This window comes from Streptomyces sp. SID13726, assembly GCF_010548375.1.
Classification (GTDB): Bacteria; Actinomycetota; Actinomycetes; order Streptomycetales; family Streptomycetaceae; genus Streptomyces.
This window is the reverse complement of record NZ_JAAGLY010000010.1, coordinates 158,731-174,941: the sequence shown is the minus strand read 5'-3', so window position 1 is coordinate 174,941 and position 16,211 is coordinate 158,731. Positions and strand designations below refer to the sequence as shown.

Below are 16,211 nucleotides of genomic sequence, written 5' to 3'. Positions count from 1 at the left end.
CGAACGAAGGGCAGGTGGGCCTCGGCTCCCCTGCCCTTCACCGTTTCCTTACGATGCGGGCATGAAAGAACTGTCGGCGCAGGCCCGTTGGGAACAGCACACTCAGCGGCCCCTTCTGGCGCTCGCGGTGCTGTTCGCCGTCGCTTACGCCGTGCCGATCGTGGACACCTCGGCGGGCCACTCGCTGACGGCGGCGTGCACGGTGGCCGAGTGGGTGGTGTGGGGGGTGTTCGCCGTCGACTACCTGATGCGGCTGTCGCTCTCTCCGGACCGCCGCGGATTCGTACGGCAGCACTGGATGGACCTGTGCGCGGTGGTGCTGCCGCTGATACAGCCCCTGCGCCTGCTGCGGCTGGTCTCCACGCTGATGCTGGTGGGGCGGCGGGCCCGGATGGCCTCGCAGATCCGGGTGACGACCTATGTCGGCGGGGCGGTCGTCGGGCTGCTGATGTTCGGCTCGCTCGCCGTGCTCTCGGTGGAGCGGGACTCCCCGAACGGGAACATCCGGACGCTGGGTGACGCGGTGTGGTGGTCCTTCACGACGATGACGACCGTGGGCTACGGCGACCACGCCCCGACGACCGGCCTGGGCCGCATGATCGCGGTGGGCCTGATGCTGTCGGGCATCGCCCTCCTCGGTGTCGTCACCGCGAACATCGCCGCCTGGTTCATCGAACGCTTCGAGAAGGACGACGTCGAGGAACGCCAGCAGACGGAGGCGATCCGGGCGCTGACGGAGGAGGTCCGGGCCTTGAGGGCGGAAGTGGCGGCCCTGCGCAGGACATCCGTGAGCGGCTGACGACGCGGACGGGCCCCCGGTCGTCCCACCGGGGGCCCTTCCCCTCACGCGCCCCGGGTCAGAACAGACCGCCGCCCGGGGAGGACGCTCCGACGATCCAGATGATCGCCAGGAGCGTGTCTATGGCGCCCAGTACGAAGGCGACCAGTGTGGGCCAGGCGCGGTTGCCGCCCGACCAGGTGCGGCCCATGGCCAGCCAGCCGCAGACGATCGCCACGGGGCCCAGGATGATGCCCAGTACGAAGAAGCCCGCTACCGCGCAGATGACTCCGATGATCCCGAGCGTCGCGCGATCCGGCCCGGTCCGTGACCACGTCCGGCCACGCGAGCGGGGGTACCTGCGCGTTCCGTGTCCGAAGCCCGTCATCATCAACTCCCTGACACCCTTGGTTGGTTGGGTTCGTCTCGGGTTCAACGATGCGAGTACCCCGGTACCGGCGGTTAATCCTCCGGCCTTGCGGCGCGCCGCCCCCCTCCGGCAGCGCGCCGCAGCGCCGATCCGTCCTCCCATTCCGTGCGGAGGACTTGACCCACTGTGACCTGCGGCGCGTACCGAGGGCGAGAAATCTTTAGCCCCTTCACCCTGATAGGCGAAGTCCGCTGACGTCCCGTCAGCGGTCAGATGTGGCCCACACCCGCCCCGGCCTCGGCGTTCGCCCCGCGCTTGGTGAGCAGCGCGACGAAGACGGCCACGACGGCGACCCCGGCGGCGACCAGGGACGCCAGGCTCATGCCGGAGATGAAGGTGTCGTGCGCGACGTCGGCGATCTTCGCCGCGACCTCCGCCGGGGTGCCCTTGGCGACCGGCGCCACACCGACCTGGACCGCCTCCGAGGCCTGGTCCAGCTGGGCCGGGGTGAGCGCGGGCAGCCCCGCGTCCTTCCAGTTGGCCGCGAGGTCGCCGTCGACCTTGGAGGCCATCACGGCGCCGAGGACGGCCGTACCGAGGCTGCCGCCGATCTGCATCGCGGCCTGCTGGAGACCGCCGGCCACCCCGGACAGCTCCATGGGCGCGTTGCCGACGATGACCTCGGTGGCGCCGACCATGACGGGCGCGAGGCCGAGGCCGAGGAGGGCGAACCAGAGCGACATCACACCGCTGCCGGTGTCCGTCTCCAGCGTGGACATCCCGAACATGGCGATCGCGACGGACGCCATGCCGCCGGCCAGCGGGATGCGCGGGCCGAGCTTGGTGATCATCGCGCCCGCGAGCGGCGAGCCGACGATCATCATCCCGGTGAGCGGGAGCAGGTGGAGACCGGCGTCGATCGGGCTCATGCCGTGCACGTTCTGGAGGTAGAACGTCACGAAGAACAGGCCGCCCATGAACGCGATCGCCATCAGGACCATGAGGACCACACCCGCCGACAGCGCCACCGAGCGGAACAGCGCGAGCGGGATCAGGGGCTCCTTGACCTTCGTCTCCCAGAAGGCGAAGAGGACGAAGCCCACGACCGACGCGAGGATGAAGCTCCAGGTCAGCCCGGCGCCCCAGCCCCAGCTCGGGGCCTTGATGAGCGCCCACACCAGGCAGAACATGGCGGCGGACAGCAGGGCTATGCCGAGGAGGTCGAAGGACCGCGGGGCGTTCTCGGCGCGGTGGTCGAGCAGGATCAGGACGCCGAGGACGAGGGCGAGGATGCCGACCGGCACGTTGATGAAGAACACCGACTGCCAGTTCACGTGCTCGACGAGCACACCGCCGAGGATCGGGCCGCCCGCGGTGGAGGCGCCGATGACCATGCCCCAGATGCCGATGGCCATGTTGAGCTTCTCGGCCGGGAAGGTGGCCCGCAGCAGGCCGAGCGCGGCCGGCATCAGCAGGGCGCCGAACAGGCCCTGGAAGACGCGGAAGGTGACGACCGCGGCGATGCTGTTCGACATGCCGATCGCACCCGAGGCCGCGGCGAAGCCGACGACACCGATCAGGAAGGTCTGGCGGTGGCCGAAGCGGTCACCGAGCTTGCCCGCGGTGATCAGGGCGACGGCCAGCGCGAGGAAGTAGCCGTTGGTGATCCACTGGACGTCCGCGAAGCTCGCCTTGAGGTCGGCCTGGATGGCCGGGTTGGCGATGGCCACGATGGTGCCGTCGAGGGCCACCATCATGACCCCGACGGCCACGGTCAGGAGGGTGAGCCAAGGGTGGCCGCGCAGCCCCGAGGCGGGCGGCTGATCCGACGGGGCTGATGGTGCCCGGTCCCCCGACCCCGTCGTGTCGATCGTCTGACTAGTCATGCGATCGAGGCTAATGACAGCCACTGACAATTGACAAACCAATTCACAAGTCGGTAACTGACACCAATGGAAACACTGCGCGAACGCAAGAAACAGCGCACCCGCGAGGCGTTGCTGCGGGCCGCCATCCAGCTGTTCACCACCCGGGGCTACGAGCGGACGACCGTCGACGACATCGCCGACACCGTCGGTGTCTCTCAGCGCACCTTCTTCCGGTACTTCGCCGGCAAGGAGGAGGCGGCGCTCGCCCTGGACGCGATGACGGTGGCGAACTTCGTCGACGCCGTCCGCGCCCGCCCGCCGCACGAGGCACCGCTGGAGGCGCTGCGCCAGGCCGTGCTCCAGGGCTGGGACACCCTGCACGAGGTCGTGGAGTCGGTCGTGCCGGTGGAGCGGTTCCTGGGCATGTACCGGGTGATCGAGTCGACGCCCGTGCTGCTCGCAGCGCATCTGCGGCGCTCCGTGGAGGTCGAGGAGATCCTCGCGCGCCTGCTCGCCGACCGGGAGGGGCTCGACCTGGCCACCGACCCGCGTCCACGGCTCACGGTGGCCGTCTTCAGCGGGGTGATGCGGGTGACGGAACGCCAGTGGCTGACGGACGGGGACTTCAGCCTGGAGGCGATGCGCGAGCTGACGGTGTCGTACCTCGAACTGCTCGGTCCCGCGCTGACCGGCAACTGGGCTCCTTACACCAAAACGTGATCCGTGTCACTCGATTAACCCGAGACCGTCCCGTTCTCCTAGTGTGTCCTTTCAGTGACTTCTTTCGACACCTCCCCGCAACTGAACGTCTGGCGCGCACTGCTCGCGCTGGCCGTCGTGTTCGTGATGCTGGCGACCACCGGCTGGACCGCGCTGCGCAACCAGCGGGAGGCCACCCCGCTCCAGGCCTCCCTGGATTCCTGGGCGCACGGCCGGGTCCACGGACACCGGCTGCCCGACCCGGACGCCTCCCCCGCCCTGCTCGCCCGGTTCTTCGCCTCGCTCACCTCGCCGGAGCGCGTCCGGCTCGCCCAGCGCTACCCGCTGGCGGTGGGCAACATGAACGGCGCCCCCGTCGGACTGCGCTACCAGGCCAACCGGCTGGCGCTGATGCAGGCCCGCACCGTCGAGCGCAAACGCATGCACGACGCCCGGCTCACGCCCGCCGGCCAGCAGGAGGCGGGCCGCCGTATGCACCGCTTCGAGTCGCTCACGACCCCTGACCGCCACATCCTCGCCTTCGACCCCGACGGCTCCGGACGGGTCGCCGAGGTCTTCGGCGACCTGCGCACGGCGGAGCGGGTCTCCGTCGTCGTGCCGGGCGTCGACACCGACGTGCTGACCTTCCAGCGCACCAACCGCAGCTACTCCGCGCCGGTCGGCATGGCCAAGGCCCTGTACCAGGCGGAGCGCGAGGCGAGCCCTTCGACGCGTACGGCGGTCATCGCCTGGGCCGACTACACCGCGCCCGCCGGACTGGGCATCGACTCGGCCACCGCGATGCGCGCCGAGGACGGCGCCGTCCGGCTGAACGCGCTGGTGCGCGCGCTGCCCGGCGCCGCGCCCGTCTCCCTGTTCTGCCACAGCTACGGCTCCGTGGTGTGCGGGGTCGCCGCGCACGCGCTGCCCGGCCGGGTGGCCGACATCGCGGTGGCCGGCAGCCCCGGGATGCGGGTCGCGAACGCCGCCCACCTGCGGACGTCCGCCCGGGTGTGGGCGATGCGGGACACCGACGACTGGATCCAGGACGTGCCGTACCTGGAGGTGGGCGGGCTCGGCCACGGCGCCGACCCGGTCTCCGCCGCGTTCGGCGCGCGCGTGCTGTCCGCGCGGGGCGCCGACGGCCACGCCGGCTACTTCCAACCCGGAACGGAGAGTCTGCTCAACTTCGCCGAGATCGGCATTGGCGCATACCGCTCGGTGCACTGCGCCCACGAGGACGAAGCCTGCCGCGCCGGTTTGTCCGGCACGGCCACGGCCGGACGCGCGTAGAGACTGCAGGAACTGCGGTCTGCGCGGGGAGGGGACGAAGGAGCTCGTGCCGCATACGATGAGCCGCATGGGTGACGTACTGGCCGGATTTCATGCCGCCTGGGAGTTCGAGTCCGACTCCGTGCTCATCCGCTACGAACGAGGGATTCGAACACCCAAGCTCTTCCAGGGGCTGGGGGAACGCCGGATCCCCCTGGAGGCGATCGCCGGGGTGACGCTGACGCCCGGCAAGCGGGGCACGGTGGTGCTGCACGCCGAGCCGCGGCCCGGGGCGGATCCGCTCATGGAGGCGGCGGCGGGGCAGCTGAAGGAAGGGTGCGATCCGTACCGGCTGGTGCTGCCGGCCGACAAGGAGACGCTCGCCGAGTACTACGCGGACGAGCTGCGCGCGCTGCTGAAGGAGGACGCCGAACCGGCGGAACGTTTCCTGGTGGCCGCGCCCGAGGTGCCGTTGCAGTTCAAGGCGTACGACGGCAAGGCGTCCTTCGACGGCCGGACCGTGAACTTCCGCTGGTTCTGGACGGGGGCGTCCTCGGCGAAGTGGAAGGCCGGCGACCAGAGCTTCCCGGTGTCCGAGCTGACGGGTGTGGAGTGGCGCTCGCCGGAGGTCTTCGAGGGGCATCTGCGGCTGCTGCGCGGGGAGTCGGGGCCTGCGCAGGCAGACCAGGATCCTGCTGCCGTCGTGTTCGGACTGGGGTACGGGCCCGTCCACGAGTCGTTGCCGTTCGCGGCGGCGGTCCTGGCCGCCGTACGGCAGCGGGGTCCCGGCGCGGCAGCGGTCCCGGCCGCGACCGCGCCGCGCCGGGACCCCGCCGACATCGCCGAGCGGATCCGCCATCTCGGGGAGCTGCACCAGGCCGGACTGGTCACCGACGAGGAGTTCTCCGTGAAGAAGGCGGAGCTGCTGGCGGAGCTCTAGCTCACTCCCGGCCCGCCGACGAGAACCGCATGTCCGCGTACCGGTCTCCCGCCACCTGCCCGGCGATCGGCTCCAGGAGTTCCAGCTCCTCCTTCGTGAGCTCGATCTTCGTCGCCGCCGCGTTCTCCGCCACCCGGCCCGGCTTGCGGGTGCCGGGGATCGGGATGACCGGGAGGCCGTGGACCTCGGCCTGCTGCTGGACCCAGGCCAGGGCGATCTGGCCCAGGGAGACGCCGTGGGCCTCGGCGACCGTGCGGATCGGGGCCAGGAGGGCCGCGTTGGCCGTGGCGTTGTCGCCCGTGAAGCGGGGCTGCTGGCGGCGGAAGTCGTCGGCGGTGAGCTCCTTGTCGGCGTTGGTGAAGGAGCCGGTGAGGAAGCCCCGGCCGAGCGGGGAGTACGGGACGAGGGCCACGCCCAGTTCACGGGCGGCCGGGACCACCTGGGCCTCGATGTCCCGGCTGAACAGGGACCACTCGGACTGCACGGCGGCGATGGGGTGGACGGCCTGCGCCTCGCGCAGCTCCGCCGCGGTGACCTCGCTCAGGCCCAGGTGCTTGACCTTGCCCTCGCGCACCAGTTCGGCCATGGTGCCGACGGAGTCCTCGATCGGCACGTTCACATCGCGCCGGTGCATGTAGTAGACGTCGATCGCCTCGACGTCCAGGCGCTTCAGGCTCGCCTCGACGGCCTGGCGGATGTAGGGCGGGTCGTTGCGGATGATCCGCCGGGTCGGGTCCTCCGGCGGGATGGCCAGGGCGAACTTGGTGGCGATCACCAGCTCGTCGCGGTGGGCCTTGAAGAACGGCGACAGGAACTTCTCGTTCTCCCCGTTGCCGTAGGCGTCCGCGGTGTCGTACAGCGTGACGCCGAGTTCCAGGGCCCGCTCCAGGGTGGCCCGGGACGCGTTCGCGTCCGTGGGGCCGTACGCGAAGCTCATGCCCATGCAGCCGAGGCCCTGGACGCCGGCCTCCGGGCCGGTGTCGCCCAGCCGTGCGGTGGCGATCCTGTTGTCGGTCATCCGGCCTTCTCCTTCTCCCAGTCGGCCCGACCCGCCTCGGCGTAGAAGCTGATCTTGTGGTCGAGCACGGCGAGTGTGTCCTGGAGCTCCGCGATCCGGGCCAGTACGTCCCGGCGGGTCGCCTCCAGCAGTTCGAAACGGTCCCCGAAGGTCTGGTCGCCCTCGCGCACCAGCTCCGCGTAGCGCACCATGTCGGCGACCGGCATACCGGTGAGCCGGAGCTTGCCGACGAAGTCGAGCCAGTCCAGGTCGCGGTTGCTGTAGCGGCGCTGGCCGGTGTGCGAGCGGTCGATGTGCGGCATCAGGCCGATGCGCTCGTACCAGCGCAGGGTGTGCGCGGTCAGGCCGGTGAAGGCGACGACCTCGCTGATCGTGTAGCTGTCCTGGCCCGCAGGGCGCCGGTGGGGGTGTGGCGGGGCGGCGCAGCTGTCGGTCCTGGTACCCGTGGTCTCCATCACCGTCATGACCCCAACGCTATGGCCTTGGAGTGCACTCCAAGCAAGCGGAACCGGTAAGAAATCCCCAGGACGCCGGGCGGGCGCGGTCGCTAGCGTGCGGGCCATGAGTCTCGTACGCCGTGCCACGACCGAGGACGCCGCTGAAGTGCTGCGGCTGCGCCAGGTGATGATCGACTCGCTGCCGGGCGGGGACCCGTCCAGGGCCTGGCACACGGAGGCGCTGCCGGCCCTGCGGGAGAGGCTCGGCGAGGCCGACGGGGACTTCGCGGCCTTCGTCGTCGACCACCCGGACCGGCCGGGAGCGCTGGGCGCGCTCGTCGTGGGCACGATCGACTACCGCATCGGGAAGGCGGGCAGCCCGCTCGGGCGCTCCGGATACGTCTTCAGCGTCGCCACCGACCCGGCCGCACGGCGGCGCGGGTACGCGCGCGCGTGCATGGACGAACTCCTGGAGTGGTTCCGCGAGCGCGGCGCGGGCCAGGTCATGCTGACCGCGTCCGCCGAGGCCGAGCCGCTCTACGCCGACCTCGGCTTCGTCCACAAGCCGGACCCCACGATGATTCTGAGGCTCTGAGCGCCTTAGGCTCGACGCCATGTCCTTGCAGAGCCTCGTGTTGATCGAGAACTGGCCGGTCCCCACCGCCGCGGCGGGCGTGGTGCGTGCCGACGGCACCGTCCTCGGCACCCACGGCCCGACGGCCCACCGCTTCCCGCTGGCCTCGGTCACCAAGCCGCTCGCGGCCTACGCCGTCCTCGTCGCGTACGAGGAGGGGGCGGTCGAGCTCGACGAACCGGCCGGGCCGACCGGCTCGACGGTCCGCCACCTCCTCGCGCACACCTCGGGGCTGGCCTTCGACGAGCACCGGGTGACGGCACCGCCCGGGGAGCGCCGGCTGTACTCGAACGCGGGCTTAGAGCAGCTCGGCGACCATGTCGCGAAGGCCACGGACATCCCGTTCCCGGAGTACCTGCGCCAGGCGGTCCTGGAGCCGCTGGGCATGACGTCGACGTCCCTGGAGGGCTCCCCCGCGAAGGACGGCGTCTCCACGGTCGAGGACCTGCTGCGCTTCGCGGCGGAGGTGCAGGCCCCGCGCCTCCTGGACCCGCGCACGGTCGCGGAGGCGATGACGGTCCAGTACCCGGGCACCAAGGGCGTCCTGCCCGGCTACGGCCACCAGAACCCCAACGACTGGGGCCTCGGCTTCGAGATCCGCGACTCCAAGTCCCCCCACTGGACCGGCTCTTCGTCCTCCCCCCGGACCTTCGGCCACTTCGGCCAGTCCGGCACGTTCCTGTGGACCGACCCGGACGCGGGAGCGGCCTGCGTGGCACTGACCGACCGCGCCTTCGGCCCGTGGGCGGTCGAGGCGTGGCCGGCCTTCACCGACGCCGTACTCGCCGGCCTCTAGGACATCTCCCACACCAGCAGCTCGGCCCCGGTCGCCGTCACCGCGTCCAGTTCCTTGGCGCCGGTGATCCGGGCCGCGTCACCGGGCCCCAACTCCTCGCCGTCCAGCCGCACTTCGCCGCGCACCACATGGACGTACAGACACCGCGCGTCCGGGATCGCGGTCCGCTCCCCCGCGGTCAGGCGGCGCACGTGGAGCATCGCGCCCGCCTCCGGGATCGCGTACGGCGTCGAGTCGGCGATGCCGCGGACGATCTCGTACGACGGCTCGCCGCCGGGCTCCAGGGGGGCGAGCCAGGTCTGCACGAAGGTCAGGGGGGTGCCGGCGTCGTTGCGTTCGACGTGCCGGACGCCCGCGGCGGCGCTGAGCCGCTGGACGTCACCGGCCCGTACGACCGTCGCGCGGCCCGTGGAGTCCCGGTGCGTCAGCTCCCCCTCGACCACCCACGTCACGATCTCGGTGTGGCTGTGCGGATGTTCGTCGAACCCGGCGCCGGGCAGCAGCCGCTCCTCGTTGCAGGCGATCAGCGCGCCGAACCGGAGGTTGTCGGGGTCGTAGTGCGGCCCGAACGAGAAGGCGTGCCACGACTCGATGCCCGCCCCGGGGTCCCCGCCTGGATAGCGCTCCGCCGCGCGCCGTACGTCCGTCACGGGACCACCGTAGTCCCGGGACGGGCCGCGGGTGGCGGTGCAGTCGGTACCCGGCGGCGCGCACTGACGTCCGGATAAGGCAGTCTTGTCCCCGTGCCCGAACCCGAACTCCGCAAGTCCGATCCCACCGCACCCGGTGCCCATCCCCACTCCGCGACCCTGAAGCGGCTGGAGAAGTCGTCCGGGTCTCTCGCGCAGCAGGCCATCGCGCGGATGGACGAGACGCTGCCGTGGTACCGGGCCATGCCCCCGGAGAACCGTTCCTGGATCGGGCTGGTCGCACAGGCCGGCATCGCGGCCTTCACGGAGTGGTTCCGGCATCCCGACGCCCCGCAGGCGATCTCCACCGACGTGTTCGGGACGGCTCCGCGCGAGCTGACCCGGGCCATCACGCTGCGGCAGACCGTGGAGATGGTGCGCACCACCATCGAGGTCATGGAGTCCGCGATCGACGAGGTCGCCGCCCCCGGTGACGAGTCCGTGCTGCGGGAGGCGCTGCTCGTCTACGCCCGTGAGATCGCCTTCGCCACCGCGCAGGTGTACGCCCAGGCCGCCGAGGCACGCGGTGCCTGGGACGCCCGCCTGGAGTCCCTCGTCGTGAACGCCGTGCTCAGCGGGGAGGCCGACGAGGGTGCCGTGAGCCGGGCCGCGGCGCTGGGCTGGAACGCGCCCGAGCATGTGTGCGTGGTGCTGGGCACCGCCCCCGACGGGGACTCCGAGCTCACCGTCGAGGCCATCCGCCGGGCCGCCCGGCACGCCAAGCTCCAGGTCCTGACCGGAGTGCTCGGGACCCGGCTGGTCGTCATCGCGGGCGGCAGCGACAACCCGCTCGCCGTGGCCAAGTCGCTGATCGGGCCGTATGCGGCCGGACCCGTGGTCGCCGGTCCCGTCGTACCCGATCTGCTGGCCGCGACCCGGTCCGCGCAGGCCGCCGCCGCGGGGCTCAAGGCGTGTTCGGCCTGGCAGGACGCCCCGCGCCCGGTCCTGGCGGACGACCTGCTTCCGGAACGCGCGATCGCCGGGGATCCCAGCGCGCGCGAGCAGTTGGTGGAGGAGATCTACAGACCGCTGGAGGAGGCCGGCTCCGCGCTCCTGGAGACACTCTCCGTCTACCTCGAACAGGCGTCCAGTCTGGAAGGCGCGGCCCGGATGCTCTTCGTGCATCCGAACACCGTGCGCTACCGGCTTCGACGTGTGACTGACGTCACCGGCTGGTCGCCCTCCGATGTACGTTCGGCGTTCACCTTGCGGATCGCGCTCATCCTGGGGCGTCTGGCCGACGGAGATCTCCAGCCCTAGGCTTTTGTCGGGGGCCCACAAAACCCCCTCATGTTCTTCGTCCCTGTCCCCACGGGCGGCCAGGGCCGCCCTCAAGAGAGAGTGTGAGAGTGCTCGTACTCGTCGCTCCCGGCCAGGGCGCCCAGACGCCCGGCTTCCTGACCCCTTGGCTCGAACTCCCCGGTGCCGCGGACCGCGTCGCCGCGTGGTCCGACGCCATCGGGCTGGACCTCGCCCACTACGGCACACAGGCCGACGCGGACGCCATCCGCGACACCGCCGTGGCCCAGCCGCTGCTGGTCGCGGCCGGGCTCCTGTCCGCCTCGGCACTCGGTGCCGTCACTCCTGGTGCGGTCGCGGGGCACTCCGTCGGCGAGATCACCGCCGCCGCGTTCGCGGGTGTCCTGGACGACACCGCCGCCCTCACCCTCGTACGCAAGCGGGGTCTGGCCATGGCCGACGCCGCCGCGATCACCGAGACCGGGATGTCGGCGCTGCTCGGCGGCGACCCCGAGGTCTCCGTCGCGCATCTGGAGAAGCTGGGGCTGACCCCGGCGAACGTCAACGGCGCGGGGCAGATCGTCGCCGCGGGCACGCTGGAGCAGCTCGCCGTGCTGAACGACGACAAGCCCGAGGGCGTCCGCAAGGTCGTCCCGCTCAAGGTCGCCGGCGCCTTCCACACGCATCACATGGCCCCCGCGGTCGACGTGCTCGCCAAGGCCGCCGCCGGTCTGACGCCGGGCGACCCGACGGTCCCGTACGTCTCGAACAAGGACGGGCAGACCGTCGCGACCGGTGCCGAGGTGCTGGAGCGGCTGGTCGGCCAGGTCGCGAACCCCGTGCGCTGGGACCTGTGCATGGAGACGTTCACCGCCCTCGGCGCGACCGCGCTGATCGAGGTGTGCCCCGGCGGCACGCTCACCGGTCTCGCCAAGCGCGCGATGAAGGGCGTACCGACGCTGGCCCTGAAGACCCCCGACGACCTCGACGCTGCTCGCGAGCTCATCGCCGAGCACGGTGCCTGAGAAGGAGCACGAGAGCATGTCGAAGATCAAGCCCAGCAAGGGCGCCGCGTACGCGCGCATCCTCGGCGTCGGCGGCTACCGTCCGACCCGGGTCGTGCCCAACGAGGTGATCCTCGAGACGATCGACTCGTCCGACGAGTGGATCCGCTCGCGCTCCGGCATCCAGACCCGGCACTGGGCGAACGACGAGGAGACCGTCGCCGCCATGTCGATCGAGGCGTCCGGCAAGGCGATCGCCGACGCCGGGATCTCCGCCGAGCAGATCGGCGGCGTGATCGTCTCGACGGTCTCGCACTTCAAGCAGACCCCGGCCGTCGCGACCGAGATCGCCGACAAGCTGGGCACGAACAAGGCCGCCGCCTTCGACATCTCGGCGGGCTGCGCGGGCTTCGGCTACGGGCTCACCCTCGCCAAGGGCATGATCGTCGAGGGCTCGGCAGAGTACGTCCTCGTCATCGGCGTGGAGCGGCTCTCCGACCTGACCGACCTGGAGGACCGGGCCACCGCCTTCCTGTTCGGGGACGGCGCGGGCGCGGTGATCGTGGGTCCCTCGCAGGAGCCGCACATCGGCCCCACCGTCTGGGGCTCCGAGGGCGACAAGTCCGAGACCATCAAGCAGACGGTGGCGTGGAACGAGTTCCGGCTCGGCGACGTCTCCAAGCTCCCGCTGGACAGCGAGGGCAACGTCAAGTTCCCCGCGATCACGCAGGAGGGCCAGGCGGTGTTCCGCTGGGCCGTGTTCGAGATGGCGAAGGTCGCCCAGCAGGCGCTGGACGCGGCCGGGATCAGCCCGGACGACCTGGACGTCTTCATTCCCCACCAGGCCAACGAGCGGATCATCGACTCGATGGTGAAGACACTGAAGCTGCCGGAGCATGTCACGGTCGCGCGTGACGTACGCACCACCGGCAACACCTCGGCCGCCTCGATCCCGCTCGCGATGGAGCGGCTCCTGGCGACCGGCGAGGCGAAGAGCGGCGACACCGCGCTCGTCATCGGATTCGGGGCGGGTCTCGTCTACGCCGCCACTGTCGTTACCCTCCCCTAGGCACTCCGTGCCGGATCACCCGGTCCGGTGCGGGAAGCACTGCCAACCCTCTGGATAAGAAAACGAAGGAGCGCCAACATGGCCGCCACTCAGGAAGAGATCGTCGCCGGTCTCGCCGACATCGTGAACGAGATCGCCGGCATCCCGGTTGAGGACGTCCAGCTGGACAAGTCCTTCACCGACGACCTGGACGTCGACTCGCTGTCCATGGTCGAGGTCGTCGTCGCCGCCGAAGAGCGCTTCGACGTCAAGATCCCGGACGACGACGTCAAGAACCTCAAGACGGTCGGCGACGCGACCGACTACATCCTCAAGCACCAGGCCTGAGCCACTGCTTGGGCCGGACGCTGACCGGCCCCGCCACCCGGCGGTGGCGCCGCTTAATCCTCGTACCGTTGGAGAAAGATTTCCCGTGAGCCCGACCAATCGCACCGTGGTCGTCACCGGTATCGGCGCAACCACACCGCTGGGTGGCGACGCAGCCTCTACCTGGGAGGGTCTCGTCGCCGGCAAGTCCGGCGTCAAGCCCCTGGAGCAGGAGTGGGCCGCCGATCAGGCGGTCCGCATCGCCGCACAGATCGCCGTGGAACCTTCCGAGGTCATTCCCCGGCCGCAGGCCCGCCGTCTGGACCGCTCGGCGCAGTTCGCGCTGATCGCGGCCAAGGAGGCGTGGGCCGACGCCGGTTTCGAGGCGAAGGCCGGTGACGACGAGAAGGTCGACCCCGACCGCCTCGGCGCCGTCATCGCCTCCGGCATCGGCGGTGTGACGACGCTGCTCGACCAGTACGACGTGCTGAAGGAGAAGGGCGTTCGCCGGGTCTCCCCGCACACCGTGCCGATGCTGATGCCCAACAGCCCGTCCGCCAACGTGGGTCTGCTCGTCGGCGCCCGCGCGGGTGTGCACACCCCGGTCTCCGCCTGCGCGTCGGGCGCCGAGGCCATCGGCTACGCCATCGAGATGATCCGTACCGGCCGGGCCGACGTCGTCGTCGCCGGTGGCACGGAGGCGGCGATCCACCCGCTGCCCATCGCCGCGTTCGGCAACATGATGGCGATGTCCAAGAACAACGAGAACCCCGAGGGCGCCTCGCGCCCCTACGACGTCGGCCGTGACGGCTTCGTCATGGGCGAGGGCGCCGGTGTGATCGTCCTGGAGTCCGCGGAGCACGCGGCGGCGCGCGGGGCCCGCGTGTACGCCGAGGCCGTCGGTCAGGGCATCTCCGCCGACAGCCACGACATCGTGCAGCCGGAGCCGGAGGGGCGGGGCATCTCCGCCGCTCTGCAGCACCTGCTGGACCGCACCGACCTGGACCCGGCGGAGATCGTGCACGTCAACGCGCACGCGACGTCGACGCCCGCCGGTGACATCGCCGAGCTGAAGGCCCTGCGCAAGGTGTTCGGGGACGACGCCGACCACATGGCGGTCTCGGCCACCAAGTCCATGACGGGCCATCTGCTGGGTGGTGCCGGTGGCGTGGAGACGGTCGCGACCGTGCTCGCGCTCTACCACCGGGTGGCTCCGCCGACCATCAACGTCGAGAACCTCGACCCCGAGGCCGAGGCCGCCGCGGACGTGGTCCGCGGCGAGGCCCGCAAGCTGCCCGTGGAGGGCCGTATCGCCGCGCTGAACGACTCGTTCGGCTTCGGTGGGCACAACGTGGTGCTGGCGTTCCGCACGGTCTGAGGATCGTCCGTACGCAACTGAAGGGCCCCCACCGGTCGGTGGGGGCCCTTCGGATGCCCGGGAGACTCGGACGACCGGGAGACTCAGACGACCTGGTGCAGCCAGCGGACCGGAGCGCCCTCGCCCGCGTACCTGAACGGTTCCAGTTCGTCGTCCCAGGGCTTGCCCAGCAGCTTGGACAGTTCCGACTCCAGGTCGGTCTCGCCCTGCTGTGAGCGCGTGAGCGCGGCGCGCAGGCGGTCCTCCGGGATCAGGATGTCGCCGTGGATGCCCGTCACCGCGTGGAAGATGCCGAGGTCGGGGGTGCAGCTGTAGCGCTCGCCCTCGGCGGTGGCGCAGGGCTCGGCCGTGACCTCGAAGCGGAGCAGGTGCCAGCCTCTGAGGGCGGAGGCGAGCTTGGACGCGGTGCCGACCTCGCCCTTCCAGGAGAACTCGGAGCGCCAGGTGCCGGGCGCGGCCGGCTGCCGGATCCAGTCGAGGTTGACGCGCGTGCCGAGCACCCCGGCGACGGCCCACTCGACGTGCGGGCACAGCGCGCGCGGCGCGGAGTGCACGTACAGAACTCCACGTGTCGTCACCGGGACCTCCGGGCAGAGCGGGACAAGTCTTGCTGGCTGGCATGGCGGCGATGGCAGGCAGCCACGTTGATGGCGAGGCTACCGTGCGGCGGCGCAAGGAGTGTGACGTACCGTCGGTCCCGATGCCCCGAAACGCCCGCCATTCACCCGGCAGGACGCTAGTACGGGTCCCGATCGTTCCCTCGGGGCCGTCGGGAACTCCCGTGCGTTGTCATAGGAGGACGACCATTTCACGAGGGGATCACCACGGATGCGGAAGCAGGGCCACCGCTCGCGGGCCGGCGTCGCCGTCCTGACCGCGGCTCTCCTGGGCGTCGCCGGCTGCGACGCGGTGGGGGGCGACTCGGCGGGCCCCACCCAGAAGCCCAGTCCCTCGGCCAGGCCGACGCCCGCGTGGGACAGCAGCCCGGGTTCGGTGGCCGCGGTGGGCGACTCCATCACCCGCGGCTTCGACGCCTGCTCGGTGCTCACCGACTGCCCCGAGGTGTCCTGGGCGACCGGCGCCAGTACCAAGGTCGACTCGCTCGCCGTACGGCTGCTGGGGCGCGCGAAGGCGGCCGAGCGGAGCTGGAACTACGCGGTGTCCGGGTCGCGGATGGCCGACCTGTCCACGCAGATGGCACAGGCGGCCTCACGCGCGCCGGGTCTGGTCACGGTGATGGCGGGCGCCAACGACGCCTGCCGGGACTCCACGGCGGCGATGACCTCGGTGGCCGACTTCCGGGCCGGCTTCGAGGACGCGCTGAGCGTGCTGCGCGAGAAGGCGCCCAAGGCGCAGGTGTACGTGGCGAGCGTGCCGAACCTCAAGCGGCTGTGGTCCGAGGGGCGCACCAACCCGGTGGGCAAGCAGGTGTGGAAGCTGGGCCTGTGTCCGTCGATGCTCGCCGACGCGGACTCCCTGGACGCGGCGGCGACCGCGCGCCGGGACACCGTGCAGGACCGGGTGGAGGCCTACAACTCCGTACTGAAGGCGGTGTGCGCGAAGGACGAGCGGTGCCGGTACGACGGCGGCGCGGTGTACGACTACCGGTTCGGCACCGACCAGCTCAGCCACTGGGACTGGTTCCATCCGAGTGTGGACGGACAGGCGCGGCTGGCCGAGATCGCGTATCGCCGGATCACGTCCGTGACCTAAA

The 16,211-nt window shown here is 71.1% G+C and carries 18 protein-coding genes; 12 read left to right on the top strand and 6 right to left on the bottom strand.

The window, feature by feature from the left end:
• Positions 1-61 precede the first annotated feature (61 nt).
• A complete protein-coding gene (locus G3I78_RS26215) occupies positions 62-799 on the top strand; it encodes a potassium channel family protein (protein ID WP_164428756.1) in 738 nt (245 codons plus the stop codon).
• Positions 800-857: 58 nt separating this feature from the next.
• On the opposite strand, the gene G3I78_RS26210 is transcribed toward G3I78_RS26215, so the two are convergent.
• Together G3I78_RS26210 and G3I78_RS26205 are read right to left on the bottom strand one after the other, a co-directional pair.
• Positions 858-1,169 carry a small hydrophobic protein gene (locus G3I78_RS26210; protein WP_164428754.1) on the bottom strand — a complete coding sequence of 104 codons (312 nt, stop codon included), beginning with the start codon at positions 1,167-1,169 and terminating at the stop codon, positions 858-860.
• Positions 1,170-1,417: 248 nt separating this feature from the next.
• A complete protein-coding gene (locus G3I78_RS26205; RefSeq protein WP_164428752.1) occupies positions 1,418-3,034 on the bottom strand; it encodes an MFS transporter in 1,617 nt (538 codons plus the stop codon).
• Between the two features lie 66 nt (positions 3,035-3,100).
• Between G3I78_RS26205 and G3I78_RS26200 the strand changes: the two genes are divergently transcribed.
• The 3 genes from G3I78_RS26200 to G3I78_RS26190 are packed head-to-tail and all read left to right on the top strand — an operon-like array spanning position 3,101 to position 5,927.
• Positions 3,101-3,736, top strand: a complete 636-nt coding sequence (locus G3I78_RS26200) for a TetR family transcriptional regulator (protein ID WP_164428750.1) — start codon at positions 3,101-3,103, stop codon at positions 3,734-3,736.
• 54 nt (positions 3,737-3,790) lie between these two features.
• On the top strand, positions 3,791-5,008 hold the full coding sequence (locus G3I78_RS26195) for an alpha/beta hydrolase (RefSeq protein ID WP_164428748.1): 1,218 nt from the start codon (positions 3,791-3,793) through the stop codon (positions 5,006-5,008).
• 58 nt (positions 5,009-5,066) lie between these two features.
• Positions 5,067-5,927, top strand: coding sequence for a DUF4429 domain-containing protein (locus G3I78_RS26190; RefSeq protein ID WP_164428991.1), 861 nt, complete (start codon positions 5,067-5,069; stop codon positions 5,925-5,927).
• 1 nt (position 5,928) lies between these two features.
• On the opposite strand, the gene G3I78_RS26185 is transcribed toward G3I78_RS26190, so the two are convergent.
• On the bottom strand, positions 5,929-6,945 hold the full coding sequence (locus G3I78_RS26185) for an aldo/keto reductase (RefSeq protein WP_164428746.1): 1,017 nt from the start codon (positions 6,943-6,945) through the stop codon (positions 5,929-5,931).
• On the bottom strand, positions 6,942-7,409 hold the full coding sequence (locus G3I78_RS26180) for a MerR family transcriptional regulator (RefSeq protein WP_164428744.1): 468 nt from the start codon (positions 7,407-7,409) through the stop codon (positions 6,942-6,944). Before G3I78_RS26180 ends, G3I78_RS26185 begins: the two co-directional genes overlap by 4 nt.
• A 97-nt stretch (positions 7,410-7,506) precedes the next feature.
• On the opposite strand from G3I78_RS26180, the gene G3I78_RS26175 reads away from it, so the two are divergent.
• Both G3I78_RS26175 and G3I78_RS26170 read left to right on the top strand, forming a co-directional pair.
• Positions 7,507-7,977, top strand: coding sequence for a GNAT family N-acetyltransferase (locus tag G3I78_RS26175; protein WP_164428742.1), 471 nt, complete (start codon positions 7,507-7,509; stop codon positions 7,975-7,977).
• Positions 7,978-7,996: 19 nt separating this feature from the next.
• Entirely contained in the window at positions 7,997-8,812 is an 816-nt protein-coding gene (locus G3I78_RS26170; protein ID WP_164428740.1) for a serine hydrolase domain-containing protein, read from the top strand.
• Here G3I78_RS26170 and G3I78_RS26165 read toward each other — a convergent pair.
• A complete protein-coding gene (locus tag G3I78_RS26165) occupies positions 8,809-9,462 on the bottom strand; it encodes a pirin family protein (RefSeq protein ID WP_164428738.1) in 654 nt (217 codons plus the stop codon). The two genes, G3I78_RS26170 and G3I78_RS26165, sit on opposite strands and share 4 nt — an antisense overlap.
• A 93-nt stretch (positions 9,463-9,555) precedes the next feature.
• Between G3I78_RS26165 and fasR the strand changes: the two genes are divergently transcribed.
• From fasR to fabF, 5 genes are all read left to right on the top strand, one after another.
• Complete coding sequence (fasR, locus tag G3I78_RS26160) at positions 9,556-10,761, top strand: fatty acid biosynthesis transcriptional regulator FasR (protein ID WP_164428736.1); 1,206 nt, start codon at positions 9,556-9,558, stop codon at positions 10,759-10,761.
• Positions 10,762-10,850: 89 nt separating this feature from the next.
• The gene (locus G3I78_RS26155; protein WP_164428734.1) at positions 10,851-11,765 is read left to right on the top strand and encodes an ACP S-malonyltransferase; all 915 of its coding nucleotides are present in this window, start codon (positions 10,851-10,853) and stop codon (positions 11,763-11,765) included.
• A 16-nt stretch (positions 11,766-11,781) separates the two neighbouring features.
• The gene (locus G3I78_RS26150; RefSeq protein ID WP_164428732.1) at positions 11,782-12,813 is read left to right on the top strand and encodes a ketoacyl-ACP synthase III; all 1,032 of its coding nucleotides are present in this window, start codon (positions 11,782-11,784) and stop codon (positions 12,811-12,813) included.
• Between the two features lie 78 nt (positions 12,814-12,891).
• Positions 12,892-13,140 (top strand): acyl carrier protein, encoded by a 249-nt coding sequence (locus tag G3I78_RS26145; RefSeq protein WP_007381745.1) that lies wholly within the window; start codon positions 12,892-12,894, stop codon positions 13,138-13,140.
• 85 nt (positions 13,141-13,225) lie between these two features.
• Positions 13,226-14,497, top strand: a complete 1,272-nt coding sequence (gene fabF, locus G3I78_RS26140; protein ID WP_164428731.1) for a beta-ketoacyl-ACP synthase II — start codon at positions 13,226-13,228, stop codon at positions 14,495-14,497.
• A gap of 83 nt (positions 14,498-14,580) precedes the next feature.
• On the opposite strand, the gene G3I78_RS26135 is transcribed toward fabF, so the two are convergent.
• Complete coding sequence (locus G3I78_RS26135) at positions 14,581-15,075, bottom strand: DUF3145 domain-containing protein (protein WP_164428728.1); 495 nt, start codon at positions 15,073-15,075, stop codon at positions 14,581-14,583.
• A gap of 250 nt (positions 15,076-15,325) precedes the next feature.
• Between G3I78_RS26135 and G3I78_RS26130 the strand changes: the two genes are divergently transcribed.
• Entirely contained in the window at positions 15,326-16,210 is an 885-nt protein-coding gene (locus G3I78_RS26130; protein WP_164428726.1) for an SGNH/GDSL hydrolase family protein, read from the top strand.
• Position 16,211 lies beyond the last annotated feature (1 nt).